Annotated in this window: 17 protein-coding genes and 2 pseudogenes; 8 read left to right on the top strand and 11 right to left on the bottom strand. The window is 70.3% G+C overall.

The features are described 5' to 3' along the window. Nucleotides 1-19 precede the first annotated feature (19 nt). The 5 genes from KS423_RS02635 to KS423_RS02655 all read right to left on the bottom strand — a co-directional run bounded on the left by KS423_RS02635 (nt 20) and on the right by KS423_RS02655 (nt 4,867). Nucleotides 20-1,390 (bottom strand): glycosyltransferase 87 family protein, encoded by a 1,371-nt coding sequence (locus KS423_RS02635; RefSeq protein WP_224274385.1) that lies wholly within the window; start codon nt 1,388-1,390, stop codon nt 20-22. Continuing rightward, complete coding sequence (locus KS423_RS02640; protein ID WP_224274387.1) at nt 1,383-2,234, bottom strand: S-methyl-5'-thioadenosine phosphorylase; 852 nt, start codon at nt 2,232-2,234, stop codon at nt 1,383-1,385. The genes KS423_RS02635 and KS423_RS02640 overlap by 8 nt, the downstream gene beginning before the upstream one ends. Before the next feature lie 79 nt (nt 2,235-2,313). After that, nucleotides 2,314-2,817 (bottom strand): hypothetical protein, encoded by a 504-nt coding sequence (locus KS423_RS02645; protein ID WP_224274389.1) that lies wholly within the window; start codon nt 2,815-2,817, stop codon nt 2,314-2,316. 2 nt (nt 2,818-2,819) lie between these two features. After that, the gene (locus KS423_RS02650) at nt 2,820-4,085 is read right to left on the bottom strand and encodes a molybdopterin-dependent oxidoreductase (protein ID WP_224274390.1); all 1,266 of its coding nucleotides are present in this window, start codon (nt 4,083-4,085) and stop codon (nt 2,820-2,822) included. 434 nt (nt 4,086-4,519) lie between these two features. Further along, nucleotides 4,520-4,867, bottom strand: a complete 348-nt coding sequence (locus tag KS423_RS02655; RefSeq protein ID WP_224274392.1) for a hypothetical protein — start codon at nt 4,865-4,867, stop codon at nt 4,520-4,522. A gap of 247 nt (nt 4,868-5,114) precedes the next feature. Here KS423_RS02655 and KS423_RS02660 point away from each other — a divergent pair, with 247 nt between their 5' ends. Next, the gene (locus KS423_RS02660; RefSeq protein ID WP_224274393.1) at nt 5,115-5,489 is read left to right on the top strand and encodes a hypothetical protein; all 375 of its coding nucleotides are present in this window, start codon (nt 5,115-5,117) and stop codon (nt 5,487-5,489) included. On the opposite strand, the gene KS423_RS02665 is transcribed toward KS423_RS02660, so the two are convergent. Then, nucleotides 5,486-6,931 carry an NF041680 family putative transposase gene (locus tag KS423_RS02665; RefSeq protein ID WP_224274395.1) on the bottom strand — a complete coding sequence of 482 codons (1,446 nt, stop codon included), beginning with the start codon at nt 6,929-6,931 and terminating at the stop codon, nt 5,486-5,488. The two genes, KS423_RS02660 and KS423_RS02665, sit on opposite strands and share 4 nt — an antisense overlap. 351 nt (nt 6,932-7,282) lie before the next feature. On the opposite strand from KS423_RS02665, the pseudogene KS423_RS02670 reads away from it, so the two are divergent. Next, nucleotides 7,283-7,603 (top strand): annotated as a pseudogene (locus tag KS423_RS02670) (transposase); the annotation flags it as partial. On the opposite strand, the gene KS423_RS02675 reads toward KS423_RS02670, so the two are convergent. Beyond that, nucleotides 7,604-7,897: a helix-turn-helix domain-containing protein gene (locus tag KS423_RS02675; protein WP_224274397.1), complete on the bottom strand. Its 294-nt coding sequence runs from the start codon at nt 7,895-7,897 to the stop codon at nt 7,604-7,606. 150 nt (nt 7,898-8,047) lie between these two features. Between KS423_RS02675 and KS423_RS02680 the strand changes: the two genes are divergently transcribed. The 5 genes from KS423_RS02680 (at nt 8,048) to KS423_RS02700 (ending at nt 10,389) form a co-directional block, all read left to right on the top strand. Then, nucleotides 8,048-8,344 carry a hypothetical protein gene (locus KS423_RS02680; protein WP_224274399.1) on the top strand — a complete coding sequence of 99 codons (297 nt, stop codon included), beginning with the start codon at nt 8,048-8,050 and terminating at the stop codon, nt 8,342-8,344. A gap of 381 nt (nt 8,345-8,725) precedes the next feature. Then, complete coding sequence (locus tag KS423_RS02685; protein WP_224274400.1) at nt 8,726-9,292, top strand: hypothetical protein; 567 nt, start codon at nt 8,726-8,728, stop codon at nt 9,290-9,292. After that, nucleotides 9,289-9,873: a hypothetical protein gene (locus KS423_RS02690; protein ID WP_224274402.1), complete on the top strand. Its 585-nt coding sequence runs from the start codon at nt 9,289-9,291 to the stop codon at nt 9,871-9,873. Before KS423_RS02685 ends, KS423_RS02690 begins: the two co-directional genes overlap by 4 nt. A 48-nt stretch (nt 9,874-9,921) precedes the next feature. Next, entirely contained in the window at nt 9,922-10,077 is a 156-nt protein-coding gene (locus KS423_RS02695; RefSeq protein ID WP_224274404.1) for a DUF6131 family protein, read from the top strand. Between the two features lie 18 nt (nt 10,078-10,095). Further along, a complete protein-coding gene (locus KS423_RS02700) occupies nt 10,096-10,389 on the top strand; it encodes an STAS domain-containing protein (RefSeq protein WP_224274405.1) in 294 nt (97 codons plus the stop codon). Between the two features lie 265 nt (nt 10,390-10,654). Here the strand turns inward: KS423_RS02700 and KS423_RS02705 are convergent, their stop codons facing one another. Further along, the gene (locus tag KS423_RS02705; protein ID WP_224274407.1) at nt 10,655-11,086 is read right to left on the bottom strand and encodes a hypothetical protein; all 432 of its coding nucleotides are present in this window, start codon (nt 11,084-11,086) and stop codon (nt 10,655-10,657) included. A gap of 462 nt (nt 11,087-11,548) precedes the next feature. Further along, nucleotides 11,549-11,974, bottom strand: coding sequence for a CBS domain-containing protein (locus KS423_RS02710; RefSeq protein WP_224274409.1), 426 nt, complete (start codon nt 11,972-11,974; stop codon nt 11,549-11,551). 305 nt (nt 11,975-12,279) lie between these two features. Here KS423_RS02710 and KS423_RS02715 point away from each other — a divergent pair, with 305 nt between their 5' ends. Beyond that, nucleotides 12,280-12,681, top strand: coding sequence for a DUF5994 family protein (locus tag KS423_RS02715; protein ID WP_224274411.1), 402 nt, complete (start codon nt 12,280-12,282; stop codon nt 12,679-12,681). Nucleotides 12,682-13,067: 386 nt separating this feature from the next. Here KS423_RS02715 and KS423_RS02720 read toward each other — a convergent pair whose 3' ends face one another. Then, nucleotides 13,068-13,478 (bottom strand): hypothetical protein, encoded by a 411-nt coding sequence (locus KS423_RS02720; RefSeq protein ID WP_224274412.1) that lies wholly within the window; start codon nt 13,476-13,478, stop codon nt 13,068-13,070. 657 nt (nt 13,479-14,135) lie between these two features. Further along, nucleotides 14,136-15,585: pseudogene (locus tag KS423_RS02725) on the bottom strand (catalase). Between the last annotated feature and the right edge of the window lie 33 nt (nt 15,586-15,618).

Here is a 15,618-nt window from a genome sequence, read left to right on the forward strand (position 1 = left end):
CACGCCCCGGGGCGCCCCGTCAGGGTTTCGTCATCTCCGGCACCGCACCGCGCATCGACCGGCCCGACGCACCACTCGCCCGACCGCGCACCGCCGACACCATGAGCACGCACGCCAGGGCGGCCCCGTACGCGGCACGCTGGGCGTCCTCCCCGCCCACCAGGTAGAGCACCTGCCCGGCCGCCGGTACCGCCAGCCACTCCCACCGTCCGTCCAGCGCGACCAGGGCGACCACCAACAGTCCGTACCAGGGGTAGCTCGGCGCGACGAGCATCAGTGCGGTCCCGGTCACCAGGAGCGCGCCGCGCCAGGGCCGGGCGGGGTCACCGTACCGCAGCACCCACAGCACGACCGCCGCCAGCACCAGGGCGGCCGCCCACGGGACCCACCGGTCGGGCAGCAGCACCCGCAGCAGGCCGAACCGTTCGAGGTGTCCCTGCTCGTACCCCTCCTCCCGCAGGTAGCCGGGCAGGTATCCCAGGACGCCCACGCCGGAGACCGCGACGTACGGGAGGTAGGCCGCCACGAAGGTCCCGAGGACCGTCGCGGCGAGCACCAGGTCGCTCCTCGTCGGCCGCCGGGCCAGCAGCCCGGACACTGCCCCGGGCAGGGCGAGTGCCGGCAGCAGCTTGGTCGCGACCGCCGCGCCGAGCAGGGCGCCACCGGCACCGGCCCGTCGGCGGGCCGCACAGGCCAGTCCGGCCACCAGGAGGAGCGCACCGAGGGTGTCGACGTGAGCGTCGTTGACCGCCCAGATCGTCACGCCCGGGCACCAGCCCCACAGCGCCGCCCGCCGCCGCCCGCCGGTGGCGAGCAGCACCCCGGTGGTGGCGACCGCCAGCAGGGCACCACCGACCTGCACGCCGCGCACCCCGTCGCCGAAGAGGTGCGCGACGAGGAACCACGCCTCCGCGACCGGCGGGTAGACGGTGTGCACGGCGGGCCGGTTGATCCGGGTGCAGTCCCCGGCCGCGGTCCTCCGCTCGTCCCAGGCCGTGCACCCGTCCCCGGCCGGGAACAGGCCCGTGTCGCGCAGCCGGAGCAGCGCCAGGTCGTCCGGTGCGTGCGCGTACGGGGAGACTCCGGCCGCCTGGACCCGCCCGTCCCACACGTACCGGTAGGCGTCGTCGCTGGTGCGCGGCGGTGCCAGCAGTCCGGCCCCGGCGACCAGGATGCTCCCGATCAGCACCAGCGGCGCCACCTGACGGTCGGCCACCTTCCGCAGCAGGAACAGCCCGAGCGCGAACAGTGCGGCGTCGAGGACGTACCAGGCGTGGAGCGGCGACCGGTCGGCGAGCGTCCCGCCGCCGGTCACGGTCAGCGCGAGGCCCGCCACCAGGGCGGCGAGAGCGAGCGCGCAGGGCAGGACGGTACGGGTCCGGTCAGTCACCCGGGACGCCGGGAAGGCCGGTCGTCAGGCCGTCCAGGGCGTGCGGGCAAGGGCACTCCCGGTCGACGGGCAGGGCCTCCAGCGCCTTGAACAGCACGGTGCGCAGCCGGTCGACATTGCGGGCGAAGACCTCCAGCACCTCCGCGTGGGTAACGCCCTCACCGCTCTCCACACCGGCGTCGTGGTCGGTGACGAGGGCCAACGACGTGTAGCAGAGACCGAGTTCACGCGCCAGCACGGCCTCCGGGTGCCCGGTCATACCGACCACCGACCAGCCGTTGGCGCCGAACCAGCGGGACTCGGCCCGGGTGGAGAAGCGCGGCCCCTCGATCACCACCAGGGTGCCGCCGTCCACCGGCTCCCAGGCCGCCGCGCGCGCCGCGTCCAGGGCCGCCCGTCGCCCGGCCGGGCAGTACGGGTCGGCCATCGACACGTGCACCACCTGCGGCACCGACCCGTCCGGCAGCGGCCGCCCGTCGTAGAAGGTCTGCACCCTCCCCGAGGTCCGGTCCACGAACTGGTCCGGCACCAGCAGCGCCCCCGGCCCGTACTCCGGCCACAGCCCGCCCACCGCGCACGGCCCGAGCACCTGCCGCACGCCCAGCGAGTGCAGCGCCCAGAGGTTGGCCCGGTAGTTGATCCGGTGCGGCGGCAGACCGTGGCCACGCCCGTGCCGGGGCAGGAAGGCGACCCGGCGGCCGGCCACCTCGCCCAGGAACAGCGCGTCGCTGGGCGGTCCGTACGGCGTGTCCACGCGCACCTCGACCACCTCGTCCAGCAGCGCGTACAGCCCCGAGCCGCCGATCACGCCGAGCTCGGCCCGCAAGGAGTTCTGACGCTTCATCACCTGCACCTACCTCTCGTCCGAAGAACGTCGCGACCACTGTAGGAGCCGGTCGGGACGGAACCCACGAAGCACGGTCCTACGATTCGCGGACGCCGCGCGCACGGCGGCCGGATCGCCCGGCTCGACGGGCGCGGCGGAGTCTGAACGCGAGGCCGGCGGCGGCGCCGCCGAAGAGGACCCCGGCGATGGCGAGCCACCGGCCGAGGTAGACGTCCGCCGACATCCCGGTCGCCCCCGGGTAGGGCTCGGGCAGGTTGAGGATCAACGGGAACCAGACGAGCAGCAGGAGGCCCGACAGGAATACCGGTACCCGCAGGTAGTTGATCCAGGGCACGGTCGGCATCGGCTCGGGAAGGCGGCGCAGCACGGACCGGGCCGAGAGATCGGCGATCGAGTAGAGCGGGAGCAGGATCAGGTCGTGGGCGACGGCCGCGCCGACGAACCAGACCGCCACCGCGAGGGGCCGTGCAGTCACCAGGCGCTCGACCGCGAAGCCGGTGAGGGCGAAGGAGGCGAGGAGCGCGAGCAGGTGCAACGGCCGCGCGCCGTACCAGCGGGCGAAGGATGTGCGTCGGTCCATCGTCACGTCCTGAAGGTCAGCCGGCGGACCCACTTCGTGTTGTTCACGCCCGGGTTGGCGGGGACGATGATGCGGGCGGGATAGCCGTGATCGAGCGAGAGGTCGACTCCGTTGACGTGCAGGGCGAGCAGGGAACGCGGGTCCCGGATCTGATTGCCGCGCAACACCACGGAGGAGTACGGGCCGGGCGGCTGCACCGACTCCACGAGCACGTCCGTCGCGTCGGGGAGCCCGGCCACGGCGGCGAGGTCGGCGAGCCGCAGTCCGCTCCAGTGCTGGTCCGTGGTGGACCAGCCCTCCACACAGGCGATCGGCAACTGGGCGGACCGCTGCCGCATCGCGAGCAACTGCTCCCGGGTGAACACCTGCACCGGCCCGGCGCCGTGCACTTCCAGCCGCCAGTCCGGGCCGACCATCGCCGCCGAGATGCCGACGGCGGCGGCCGTCTTGTTGATCTGGAAGCCGTTCGGTCCGTCCCCGGGCTCACGGCCGTGCGGCGCCAGCAGTGCGGTGGCACGGGTCCAACCGCCGATGCTCTGCCCGGCGGTGACGACGAACAGGGCCAGGGAGCCCGCGCCCACCAGTGCGAGTGCGCCGCGCCGGGCGATCGTCGGCGGGGCGGGATCCACCGCCACGAGGCCGTCGGTGTCCGGCGGTTCGGGCCGGGTGCCGGCGACGCCGGTGCGCAGCTCGCCCCACAGCGAGCGCGACCCCAGGGCGCGGACCAGCCTGCCGAGCTTGAGCGCGACGTGGATGACGAACGCGGCGATGAACACCCACGCCCCGTAGAAGTGCAGGGTGTAGAAGGACCCCGGGAAGACGTAGTAGAGCTGGATGTTGAGGATCCCGGTCACGAATTCGAAGACCGCCCCGCCGACCAGCATCAGCAGCGACAGCCGCTCCAGGGCGTGGGCGGCGCTGCGTACGGGCGGCCACTCGAACAGCTTCGGGATCACCGACCACAGCTTGGCCAGTACGACCGGTACCAGGACGACGCCGAGCGTCACGTGCACCCCCTGGGTGAGCCGGTAGAGCCAGGCCGGGTGGGTGGGCCAGTCGAAGAGGTAGAAGCCCAGCAGGCCCTTGTCCGGTGTCTGATCGTTCAGCGGGCCGAGGTCGGGGTTGTAGGCGGCGTAGGACAGCGCCCCGGTCACGAACAGGATCGGGATCCCGACGAGCAGTACCAGCCCGAAGACCGAGGTCAGCCACGGCCCGCGGATCGGACTGCGCCAGAACCCTGGCCGAAACGGCCCGGGCGGCGCGGGCATCCGCCCGGGTCCGTGTGCGACCGTCGACAGCACGGCACCGACCGCAGCCCGGGCTCGCTCCCAGAGCCGTCCACCATCGCACCGAGCCATCACCTTCGACCGCCTCCAACCACTCGGGAACCCCTGGACCGCGGCACGCCGGCCTGCGACCCGGGAAAGAACGGCGGCTACCGGCTCTCCGCGCCACCGTGGAACGTCTGCTGGCAGCGGCTCGCCGGACAGCCAATCACCCACAACGGAGCGGCCCCGGCAAAGCCACACAGGACCGGTGGAGACGTCACCCGTACGGCCGCTTCCGAACCGGGACACGGGCCTCTGCCGTGACCGGCAGCCCCAGCCGTCACGAACGCTCGGCATCGGGTCTTCCGGCATCCCAGGAGCCGCCCCAGAACCCAGGGCCGTTTCAGAGTCCGGTGATCTTGTGAGTGTGCTGGTCAGGCGATGCCGAGGAGGTCGAGCGGGCGGCTGAAGGGCTCGTAGGAGGCGTGCCGGAGGCCGGCGGCGATGTTACGGTGCCCGTGCTGCCGCAGCGTATTGATCGCCAGGTTGCGCAGGGTCGCCATGTTCTCGGGTCCACGGCCGGTACGGATCTTCGAGGCGTCCTCGGCGAAGGTGGTGTCGCGGACCCGGCGGAGGATCTCGGTGCCGTGGCGGTGGGCGTCGGGGATCTGGGCGAGCGCGGTGTCGAGCACAAGCTGCGCCTCCTGGAGCAGTACGAGACCGCCGCTTCCCCCGCCGAGCGCGGGGCCCTGTTGCGTCGCGAGCGGCTGTACCACTCGCACATCCAGGAGTGGCGGGCCGCCCGGCAGGCCGGGGCCTTGGAGAAGCTGGCCGACCACCGCCGCAGCCCGGCTCGCCCGAAGACAACGAGAAGCTGCGCCGGGAGAACGAGCGGCTCAAGCGGGAGCTGGCGAAGAACAAGGCCGCGGTGGAGGTCCTGGGAAAAGCTGTCGCGCTCTTGGAATCGGTCTCCGAGAGCGCGGACTGAAGCACGTCCTTGACACCGAAATCCCGTCGATTGTCGATGAGTTGGCCGCACATGTGGGCATCGTGGCCGCGTGCCGGCTGGCGGGCCGGTCCCGGGCCACCCACCACCGGCATCTGAACCCCCAGGAGCCGGCGGCCAAGCCGAAGCGCCCCGGATCAGCCCCGCCGCAAGCACTCTCGGCCGCCGAGCGCGCCACGGTGCTGGAGCTGATGGACAGCCCCGAGTACGCCGAACTGCCGCCGGCGCAGATCTGGGCGCGGGAACTGGACGCCGGGCGCTACCACTGCTCGATCCGTACCATGTACCGCATCCTCGCCGCCGCCGGGCAGAACGGCGAGCGCCGCCGCCAGGCCACCCACCCGACCCACACCATCCCGGAACTGGCGGCCACGGCCCCCTCTCAGCTTGTTGTTTAACCTTGGCTGGCGTCGTGGGCCTTGATCGTCTTTGCGCGTTTGACGGTCTTGCCAACGTCGTGGCGCTTGGCCCGATGCTTGTTCTTCGAGCCGGGGGGCCGTCCCGGTCCCGGCCGTGACGGTTTCGGTGCGGCCGCCGGACGGGCTGTCGTCGTGCGGATGCTGCGAAACCCCCGGCGGACTCGGGCGGGGGTGAGGCGGCGTGGCTCGGCAGGCCGCTCCCAGGGGCGGCGCAGGTCCTCGGCGAAGGGCCGGGCGAGGCGGAGCTGGGTATGGGCGGCGATGATGAGCCAGGTCCACAGGTCGGCGGTATCCGCGTGGCGGACCTTCGGGGCGGTCCAGCCGAGCGTCTGTTTCATCAGTCTGAACGTGTGCTCCAGGTCGAATCTGCGCAGGAACGACTGCCACCAGCGGTCAACGTCCGCCGGTGTGGCGGCGGAGGCCGAGCACCACAGCCAGACCGGTTTCGGATCGCGGTCGCCCGGCAGACGCTCGACCGTGAGGCGGATCAACGTGCCGTGCAGGATTGGCAGTTCCTCTTCCGCGTGTTCCAGCCAGGGGCCGCGGTGGGTGAGTCTGGGGTGCATACGGTCCCAGGCGATCGCCTCGGCCTTGCCGTAGCGGGTGGTGTCCGTGGCCGTGGTGACGTCGGGCTGGTGCCAGGTGTCGGGCTTGGCGAAGGCCAGGACACCGCCGTGCTTGCGGGGCCGGCCGCCCTTCGGGCCGCAGCGCGTGGGGCCGGCGTCGCGAAGCATCACGCGGTCCGAGCGCAGACGCCCGGCCAGCACCACCGGGAGGTCGGCCAGGGCGTGGGTGAGGTAGGCGACGTCGTAGCCGGAGTCCATGACGACCAGGATCTCAGCGTCGCCTTCGTGCCACTGCCCGGCGTCTTTCAACCGATGGACCACGTCGCGCAATTGGGCGGCGGTGACGGCGGTCGCATCGTCCGCGGGGCCCAGGCGCACAGCATCCAGCAGCCCGACCCATGAGGTGCGGCCTGACTCCAGGGCGGCGACGAAGGAGTACGGCCAGCCGGGAACAAACTGGTCCCTGCTGCGGTCCCCGCGCCCGTAGACATGGCAGAACAGCCGGTCCTCACTGGTGGGGGCATCGGGACGCAGCCAGTTGGACACGTCCACCGCCAGCACGATCCGCCCGTCGGCCGCTTTCGGCAGCGGCAGGCCGGCCAGAGCGCGGCGCAGGCGGGCCGGCTCGGCCCAGCCCCGGTCCAGGGCCTGGTACAGCGCGCCGTGCCCGCGCCGATGCTCGACCGCCAGCGACAGCTCGACCAGGGTCTTCACCGGTCCGTCCGCGCACAGCACCGCGTCCGTGAGCTCGAAGAGCGCGTCAGCGCGGGAGTACAAGCACTCGTAGAACTCGACCCGAAAGCGGGACAGGACGCCCAATGCCTCGACGGCGGGGCTTTCAACCGGAACACTCATCACTGCGACCGTTCCCTGACGCTCCGTTACTAGACATCTCGAAGCGTGAGGGACGGCCGCGCTTGCTGTCTCGGAAACCGTGAATCTCAGCAGGCCAGAGCCTCGGCGAGGTTAAACGACAAGCTCAGTGGGTGTTTTGGTAGTTGTATTCCTATACGCGGCTTTCACCCCTGTCCACTTTCGTGACACTGCAGCCGATAGGAGAAGATTGCTTCGCCTTCAATTGCCGGCTGGGCTGTCCATCTCATCCGCTTCTGTGCTCTGAAATCCGTCTGGCTTGAAGAAGTCATAGAACCGCCCAACGAGCTGCGGAACGGGATCCTCCGCCGCATCCGTGCCGACGCTGGTGCCGTGAGCCAGCGGAAGCCGTACCCCAGCGACCTGTCCGACGCCCGATGGGCCCTGATCGAACCGAAACTGACGGCCTGGAGAAAGGCCCGGCTCGACCGCCGGCCCACTGGGAAATCGGCCCAGGTCGAACTGCGCGACGTCTTCAAGGCGATCCTCTACGTCAACCGCACGGGAATCCCCTGGAAGTACCTCCCGCACGACTTCCCGAACCACTCCACGGTCTACGCCTACTACGCGGTCTGGCGCGACGAGGGAATCTTCGTGGAACTCAACTATGACCTGACCGGCCTGGCCCGCGTGAAGGAGGGGCGCAAGCCTGAGTCAGTGCAGGAGGACGGCCAGGAGTTCGGCGAGGCTGGGGCCGGCGTCGGCTGGGTGGCGTAGTTGTTTGGCGGCTTGGACGTGGTAGTGGTTGCTGCGGCCGGTGCGTTCGTGGGTCAGGTAGCCGGCGTCTTCGAGGTCGACGATGATCCGTTGGACGGCCCGCTCGGTCAGTAGGCAGCGTGCCGCGATGTCGCGCACCCTGATGCCGGGATCGCGGGCGATCTGTACCAGAACGCGGGCGTGGTTGGTCAAGAAGGTCCACTGCCGCGTCGTCGAGGGGCCTTCGTTCATGGCACCAGCTTACGACCGTCGATTCACGCAGTCGTAAGCACGAAAAACAATCCGTGTAACCGTTGACATGGGTCGCTCGTGGGCGAATGGTTGAAGGGCAAGCCAGGCCGCCTATCGGCCGGGATCCTCGCGTACCGCGTGAAGGTCACCATGGACAGCCTCACCCGCGACCACCTGGAAGCCCTCGCCGGCTTCCCCTACGACCGCATCGGCCGCCACCACGAGAACGGCGACCAGACCTGTCAGGTCGAGCCACTGCGCCGCATGGTCCGCCACGCGGTCACCGGCCACGAGGCCTGCCTCGCTGCCGGCGAATCCCGCCAAGGCACCTTGGACCACCAGCAGGACACCGCCACCGAGCCATGGGAGAGCCTGGAGCGGATCGCTTCTTGCCGGCGCGGCCGGCCAGCCCCTACCCCTGGCACCACCCATCGCAGCACAGAGTGACCAAGGCCATGGCCACTGCCCGTCGCCCGCCGCCCGAGCCGACGCCCCCAGCGAGTGACCTGTGCGGCCGGCCCCAGGTACGGCTGCCCGGTGAAGTGACCGAGACGGGCCCCTGCGCGGGACAGGACAGCCGCATACGAGCCCCGCGACCGCCGGCACCGCCCCGGCAAGCCCCACTCCCGAAGCACGTGGGCTCGCTCCCCGCCACACCCGCGATCTCCCCGCTCTCGTACCAAGGCTCCTCCAGCCCCGGTATCGGCTGAAGGAAGAGCCGACGACGGCACCGGCAACGCACTGCGGCCCCGCGCGGGCACCCGGCGAAGAGGACGTCTCAAAACACCGGCCAAGGCGGCAGGCCACCGAAGAACCAAGGAGGACCTGATGTCGACAGGGACCCTCATCGCGATCATCGTGCCCGTCGTGGTCGTGCTGCTCCTGATCGCCGGGGCGTTGTGGCTCGTGGCCCGCCGTCGCCGGTTGCGGGAACAGTTCGGCCCCGAGTACGAGCGCACCGTCCGCAGCTCGGGCAGCCGACTGGCCGCCGAGCAGGAACTACGCCGCCGCGAACAGCGCCACCAGCAGCTGGAGATCAAGCCGCTGGCCCCCGACACCAGACAGCGCTACGCGCAGGACTGGACGCAGGTGCAGCAGGAGTTCGTCGACCGTCCCGGCGAGGCCGTCCAGCGGGCCGACGGCCTGGTCACCGCGCTCATGCATGAACGCGGCTACCCCACCGAGGACTACGAACAGCGACTACGTGACCTGTCCGTCGAGCACGCGAACACCCTGAAGCACTACCGCGCCGCGCATGCGGTCAACGCCCAGGCCGGTCACGGTGACGCGACCACCGAAGAACTCCGCGGGGCGATGGTGCACTACCGCGCGCTGTTCACAGCGCTCCTCGACGGCGGGCAGGCGGCGCGGGACGACGAATCGCCACGGAGATGACAGAGATGACGCCACAGCGCTACGACGACAAGGGACCGATGACGACCGAGGACATCGCCGTCACCGGATCACAGAACGAGGAAACAGAGACCGCCGGGACACAACGGCACTCAGGCGCCATGGATCAGCCCTGGATGACGTCTGACGCGACAGCAGAGACCACGCCCGATGCGCGGCAGGAGCGGGCCGTCTTCCCGGGCGAGGCCACCGGCGAGAGGACGGATGTGGACAGCGGGCAGGCGGCAACGCCTCCTGAGGATACGACCGCGCAAGGGGAGGCTGCCGACCGCGGCGCGGCCGGCCAGGAGGGCGAGGAACCGTTGCTGCCGTCGGCCCAGGCACAGGAGCTGCGCACCCGTTGGCAGCAGGTGCAGACCTGCTTCGTCGACGACCCGCGCGAGGCTGTTCGGACCGCCGACGAACTGGTCGCCGACCTCATGCGGCGACTGGCCGAATCCTTCGCCGACCGCAAGCAGCGGCTCGAGAGTCAGTGGAACCGGGGGGACAGCGCTGACACCGAGGAGCTGCGGCTTGCTCTGCAGAAGTACCGCAGTTTCTTCGACCGCTTGCTGAGCAGCTGAGCACTGCGCGGCCATTCGCGAAACAGCTCTGAACCTTCGGAGGCCACCGTGATCGTCCTTGGAGTGATCCTCCTCATCATCGGCTTCGTCACCAGCATCTCGGTGCTGTGGACCATCGGTATCATTCTGGTAGTTCTCGGCCTGATTCTCTGGCTCCTCGGCGCGGTGGGCCACGGCATCGCCGGACGCCGGCACTACTGGTAGCCCGACTCGACAGACGCCATGCACGACCAAAGCCCGGCACCTGCCGTAGTGACGGCGCGCGGCGACATCGACCTCGCCACCGCCCCGTCACTGCGCCGCCAACTGGCCGATGCGCTGCGGGCACACCGCGAAGTCGTGCTCGACCTGTCGGAGGTGACGTTCATGGACTGCGCCGGTCTGGGCGCCCTCGTCCAAGCCCGCAACCAGGCCGACCGCAGCGGCGGACGGCTCATCCTGCGCGGCATCGGACACCCCGTGACCAGGCTCCTCAAACTCACCAGCCTGACCCGGTACCTGACCGGCGAAGTCTGACCGGCCGCCACGCGGCTACGCCGAAGCTGCACTTCACCGACGCCGCTGCCCGCATCCTGACCTGCCTGGAGCGGGGCCGCCGCCCCCTGAGCGCCTGGCCGCCGACCCGCGCCGCCCCGGCCTGTGCAGCCACCGCTACCCCGGCCTGCCCGGCCACAGCGCGGGCGCCGGGCGTGGACGTCGTACGTCGACCCGGGCGCCGGCGCCTGACGTCTGTTCTGGACCTGGGGACCGGCCGACGGCGACGACCAGGACGGCGGCGTGGTCACCGTGCTGCTGATCGGCCCGCACCTGTAGACGGTCCGCGGTCACGGGCAGCCGGCGTGCCGAAGCCCCCGACGTAGCGGTTGGCCGATCCCCGGTCGAGCGTGATGCCGTAGGTGAGCAGTTCCGCGAGCAGCGGTTCGGTGACGGCGTTGCGACGGCGAACGTCACCGGGCCGCACCCGCACGCGGTACAGCAACTCCAGCGCGTCCTTCTTCGTCGCACATTCGGCCAGCCGCTCGCCCAGGCGCTCCTCATCGTCCGGCGTTCGAGCGAGCGGCACGGTGGCGGCCGGTGCGTCACACGGGCCGGCCGCCGGACGGCTGAGCTGAGCCTCAATCACCGCGAAGGCGACACCGGCCGGGGCAGCTTTGCCCAGCCGCACGCGCAGCTGCTCCTCCGCTTCGGCCACGGCCGCGCGGGCTTCGAGCACTCGGTCCACGCTGCGGACCAGCTACTCCCAGGCGTCTTCGATCGAGGTGTCGGCTGTCACGGCGGGCGAACGAGAACGGTCCCGGCGAGGTCACCATGTTCAGCCCGTCCCGGCTGACACGAGCCGTCCTGGGCCCGGCGACGGCGTGGTCGCCACGCTCTCAAGCCGCCGTCGGATGGCATGTTCGCGGCCGGCCGGCCCGCAGCGCAGCCCGCAGCGGGCGAAGTGTTGGAGGCGCTGCGCGCCGAACTCGAACACCGGCCGCGGCTCGGCCGCCTGATCCGCACCGTTACCTAACACTGTTCTCCCCTGACGCGAGATTGTGACCATTTGTCAATCGGTCTTGACGAGCGATGGGTTCTGCCACTTGATCTTGACCGGGGGCGGAGGCGTTGCCGTGCCGGCGTGCGACGGTGCCGTACGGCCCGGGTTTGGACCTCGTCGAGGAATGGTGGTGACTGGTCAGACCGGCGTATCGGCGAGGAGGCCGGTGGCGCGGTCCGCGGTGAGGACGCCGAGGATGTAGCCGTCCTCGTCGACGACGGGCCAGACTGCCAGGTGCTTGATCCGCATCGCGAGTGCGGCCAGCGCCAGGCCCATGGTCGGCCAGGCGAACGGGCCGCGCTGGTGCGAGGTGGCGCTGATCGCGGTCCGCTCGGTGTCCCAGGAGCGGGTCAGGAACGGGCGGAGTCCGGCGCGGGTGACCAGCCCTTCGCACCGGCCGTCGTGGCCGCGGACGAGCAGGTACTCGATGTCGCCGCCGCGCAGGACGTCGTTGGCCTGGTCGACGGTGCTGTCGTCGGCTATCTGGTAGTCACAGGGTTCCATGGCGTCGGCGACTGTCAGGCCATGGCCGAGCCGTGCCGACTGCGGGGAGTGGGTGGTCACGGTGTTCACCGTTCCCGTCTCCGGCTGCCCGCCGGGGCGGGGCTGCCGGGCTGTCCTTCACCCAGAACGAAGCCGGAACGGGTACCGGAATGCGGGATGCCCTGGATGTCTTCGAGGCTACTCCTGCGGTGGGCGGCCCGGGGAGGCCGTGGGGGAGTAGCGTGGGAGACAACCGAGGACATTCCGCACACCGGCATCAGCGTCGACGTCGCCCTGGGGCATGATGGGTCCCTCGTGGACCGGACGGGCGGCTTCGCATGATGCCGATCCCCTTCCCCGCTTCTTCCTCTTCCGGGCCGTGGACGGTGCCCGCTGCCACGCTGCTGCCGCGTTTGGAGCTGGAGCCGACGATGGCGCGGGAGGGCGTCTTCGACGGGGCCTGGTGGCCCCGCTCGAACCACGTCCTCGCTGAACTGCCGGACCTGATCACCGCGCTCGGCGCCCACTTCGGGCGCATCCTGCGGGTCGGCCTCGACACCTCGGCCTGGGACAGTGTGCCCCGGTCCGTCGCGGCGAACGGCCTGATGGTCAGGATCAACTGGTTCGCCGGCAGCGATGCGACGATCAGCGTCACCCGGGGCTTCCAGGACCACTTCCTGCTGCTGGTGGTGCCGCCCGGTACCGACCCGACGACGGCCGCCTCGGCGATGGCCGGCGCCTCGGTGACCGGTAACCACACACCAGCTGCCGAACTTCTGTACGGCTGACCGCGTGGCTGCGTGATCGACTCCGAGACTGGTGATGGCTTGACCCGTGGATTTGCGTGCGGTTCGGTGGTTGCGGTCGATCAAGATCTCTTGGCAAATAGCCGAGATCGCCTTCCGGTGCAGTACGGCGCCAGCCGACGTTGCCGCCGTACTGCTGCACGCGCTGCACCTGTTGCCTCCAGACCAGACCGGGCATCAAGGTGTCGGCGGGAAGCCTTGGTGGCCCCTCCTCATACCTTGATGCCGCAGGTCACAGCCACCAAACCGTCCGGAGGAAGTCGAGCAGGGCCTGGACCTCGGCTGGGGCGCGCGGATCGCCGCCTATCGGCCGGCCGCAATCCAGGGCGGCGCGACGTCGGGGGCTTCGCCGCGCCGGGCAGGGGTGGTCAGTCGGGTTCGACAGCCGCGGCCACGGCCTCGACCGTGACGAAGGTCCTGGTGGACTTTTGTACGGGGGCGTCCGCGTCGTCCGGGGTGATCGTGTACCAGACCGGGATGTCGCCCTTGCCCGCACCCTTGATGTAGGACCACGGCACCCGGAACCCGATCTCGTGCCGGCCGAGGTCGCCTGCGGCCAACTCGTACTCGACGTCCGGGACGACGGTGCTCTCCCCCCAGTACAGGCTGATCTTGTCGCCGACCTCGTGCTCCTCGTACAGGGGGATGACCGCCTTGGGTTCGATCCCGTAGTCGTCCTGGACGAGTTTGTTCTTGTTCTCCGAGATCGGCGCCCAGATCTCGGCGAGGCTCAGGTCCGGGTCCGGCCCGACCGTTGCGGCGTCCCGCGTCTGCGACATTCCAACTCCCCTGAGTGATTGAGAATTGACGGCAGGTGACCACTGTCTCGGCGGCCGGGCCCCTGCACCTGCGCATCGTTGCGCTGCTGACGGCGGCCCTGCCTCTGCCCGATCTAGCGGCGGGTCTATCAGGATGCTCAGGGCGCCGGTTGCCGCGTCGTTGGCGAGGGCGGGGCCGTGGCTGATGCGCCAGCCCGGGACCGCACCCTTGTTCACCCAGACGCCGTTGCCGTCGGCGCCCCCGTTGGCGCTGGTGTGGACCGTCTCGTCCGTGGCGGTTTCGACTCGCCACATGCGGGCGTGGCCGCCATCCTCGCAGCCGATGCCGACCGGCCGGGCGCCGAGCTGCCGGGCCGGTGACCCACCGACTGTTGACCCGCTCGGGCCGATCCCCTGGGGACGGGCTTTCTTGTGCGGGTTCCCGCCGGGGCGTTCTGTTCTTCCCGCGAACCCGGTCCGTTGAATGCGGGGGGCTTCGGGGTTGGCTATGAAGAGCGGGCGGCATCGCCCCGCCTTGGACAGTCGTCGGTCGGCGGAGGGGATTCGCTACCGTCGTCCGCTTCCCCTGGCTCCCAAGGCGGGGACCTGCCTGGTCCCCAGCCAGGTCCCCGAGCCTTGGTGGTGCAGTTCGTGGCCGGTCGGTTCGGCGTCGAGTCGTCAGCTGGCGTTGACGGCGGTCGCGATGCGGTCGCCGGTGCTCTTGTCGATGTTGCGCCAGTACTGCAGGGCTTGCTCCAGCACCGGGGCGCTCACCCCGTCGCGGAGGTGTCCCGCGACATTGGAGACCAGGCGCTCGCGGGCCGCGTCGTCCAGCACTCGCCGCACCAGCGTTCCGGCCTGACCGAAGTCGTCGTCCTCGCGGTGCAGCTTGTACGCCTCACGGACCATCTCCCCGGACGTCTCCCAGCCGGCGATCTCGCCGTACTGCTTGGTGTCGGCCGCCGGGCCGCCGTAGGAGTTCGGCGCGTACGGGCGGGCCGTGTTGGCCGGCTCGTAGCGCATCGCACGGTCCTTGGCGTACGAGTTCGTCGCGCTGTGCGGACGGTTCGGCGGGAGCTGCGCGTGGTTGGCGCCGATACGGTAGCGGTGGGCGTCCGGGTAGGAGAGGAGCCGGCCGAGGAGCATCTTGTCCGGTGAGGGACCCACGCCGGGCACCATGCTGGAGGGCGAGAATGCCGCCTGCTCGATGTGGGTGAAGTAGTCCTCGGGGTTGCGGTCCAGCGTCAGCCGGCCGACCTCGATGAGCGGGTAGTCGCCGTGCGGCCACACCTTGGTCAGGTCGAACGGGTTGAAGCGGTAGTCCGGGGCATCGGCGAACGGCATCGCCTGCACATACAGCGTCCAGGAGGGCGCGTTGCCGCCCGCGATGGCGTCGAACAGGTCGCGCCGGTGGTAGTCCGGGGCTTCCCCGGCCAGGCGATCGGCATCAGCCTGGGAGAGGAAGTCGATGCCCTGGTCGGTCTTGACGTGGTACTTCACCCAGAACTTCTCGCCGCCGGCGTTGATCCACATGTAGGTGTGCGATCCATAGCCGTTCATGTGGCGGTACGTCTTGGGGATACCGCGATCACCCATCAGCCAGGTGACCATGTGCGCCGACTCCGGCGACAGCGTCCAGAAGTCCCACTGCATGTCGTGGTCGCGCAGCCCGTTGTCCGGACGACGCTTCTGCGACCGGATGAAGTCCTGGAATTTCATCGGGTCACGCACGAAGAAGACCGGCGTGTTGTTGCCGACCAGGTCGTAGTTGCCCTGCTGGGTGTAGAACTTCAGGGCGAAGCCGCGGGGGGTCGCGCCAGGTGTCGGGCGAGCCCTGCTCGCCGGCGACCGTGGAGAAGCGGGCCAGCACCTCGGTGTTCCTGCCGGGCTGGAACAGGTCGGCCTTGGTGAACTGGCTGACATCGTTGGTGACCTGGAAGGACCCGTACGCGCCGGCGCCCTTGGCGTGCACCACCCGCTCGGGCACCCGCTCCCGGTTGAACTGGGCCATCTTCTCGATGAGGTAGTGGTCCTGGAGTAGGACCGGCCCGTTCGAGCCGATGGTCAGCAAGTGTTCGTCACTCGCGATCGGAATACCTGCGTTGTCGGTGGTGTATGGCGTGTCCATCGATACCCTCTCCGGTTACGTCTCTGTGGTGAA

Source organism: Streptomyces sp. LS1784 (assembly GCF_020103755.1).
Taxonomy (GTDB): domain Bacteria; phylum Actinomycetota; class Actinomycetes; order Streptomycetales; family Streptomycetaceae; genus Kitasatospora.

Coding starts and splice junctions, on each gene's coding strand:
- KS423_RS02690 (WP_224274402.1), top strand. CDS start 9,289: ATGACAGAGATGACGCCACAGCGCTACGACGACAAGGGACCGATGACG.
- KS423_RS02665 (WP_224274395.1), bottom strand. CDS start 6,931: ATGAGTGTTCCGGTTGAAAGCCCCGCCGTCGAGGCATTGGGCGTCCTG.
- KS423_RS02645 (WP_224274389.1), bottom strand. CDS start 2,817: ATGGACCGACGCACATCCTTCGCCCGCTGGTACGGCGCGCGGCCGTTG.
- KS423_RS02685 (WP_224274400.1), top strand. CDS start 8,726: ATGTCGACAGGGACCCTCATCGCGATCATCGTGCCCGTCGTGGTCGTG.
- KS423_RS02675 (WP_224274397.1), bottom strand. CDS start 7,897: ATGAACGAAGGCCCCTCGACGACGCGGCAGTGGACCTTCTTGACCAAC.
- KS423_RS02700 (WP_224274405.1), top strand. CDS start 10,096: ATGCACGACCAAAGCCCGGCACCTGCCGTAGTGACGGCGCGCGGCGAC.
- KS423_RS02720 (WP_224274412.1), bottom strand. CDS start 13,478: ATGTCGCAGACGCGGGACGCCGCAACGGTCGGGCCGGACCCGGACCTG.
- KS423_RS02640 (WP_224274387.1), bottom strand. CDS start 2,234: ATGAAGCGTCAGAACTCCTTGCGGGCCGAGCTCGGCGTGATCGGCGGC.
- KS423_RS02680 (WP_224274399.1), top strand. CDS start 8,048: ATGGACAGCCTCACCCGCGACCACCTGGAAGCCCTCGCCGGCTTCCCC.
- KS423_RS02650 (WP_224274390.1), bottom strand. CDS start 4,085: ATGCCCGCGCCGCCCGGGCCGTTTCGGCCAGGGTTCTGGCGCAGTCCG.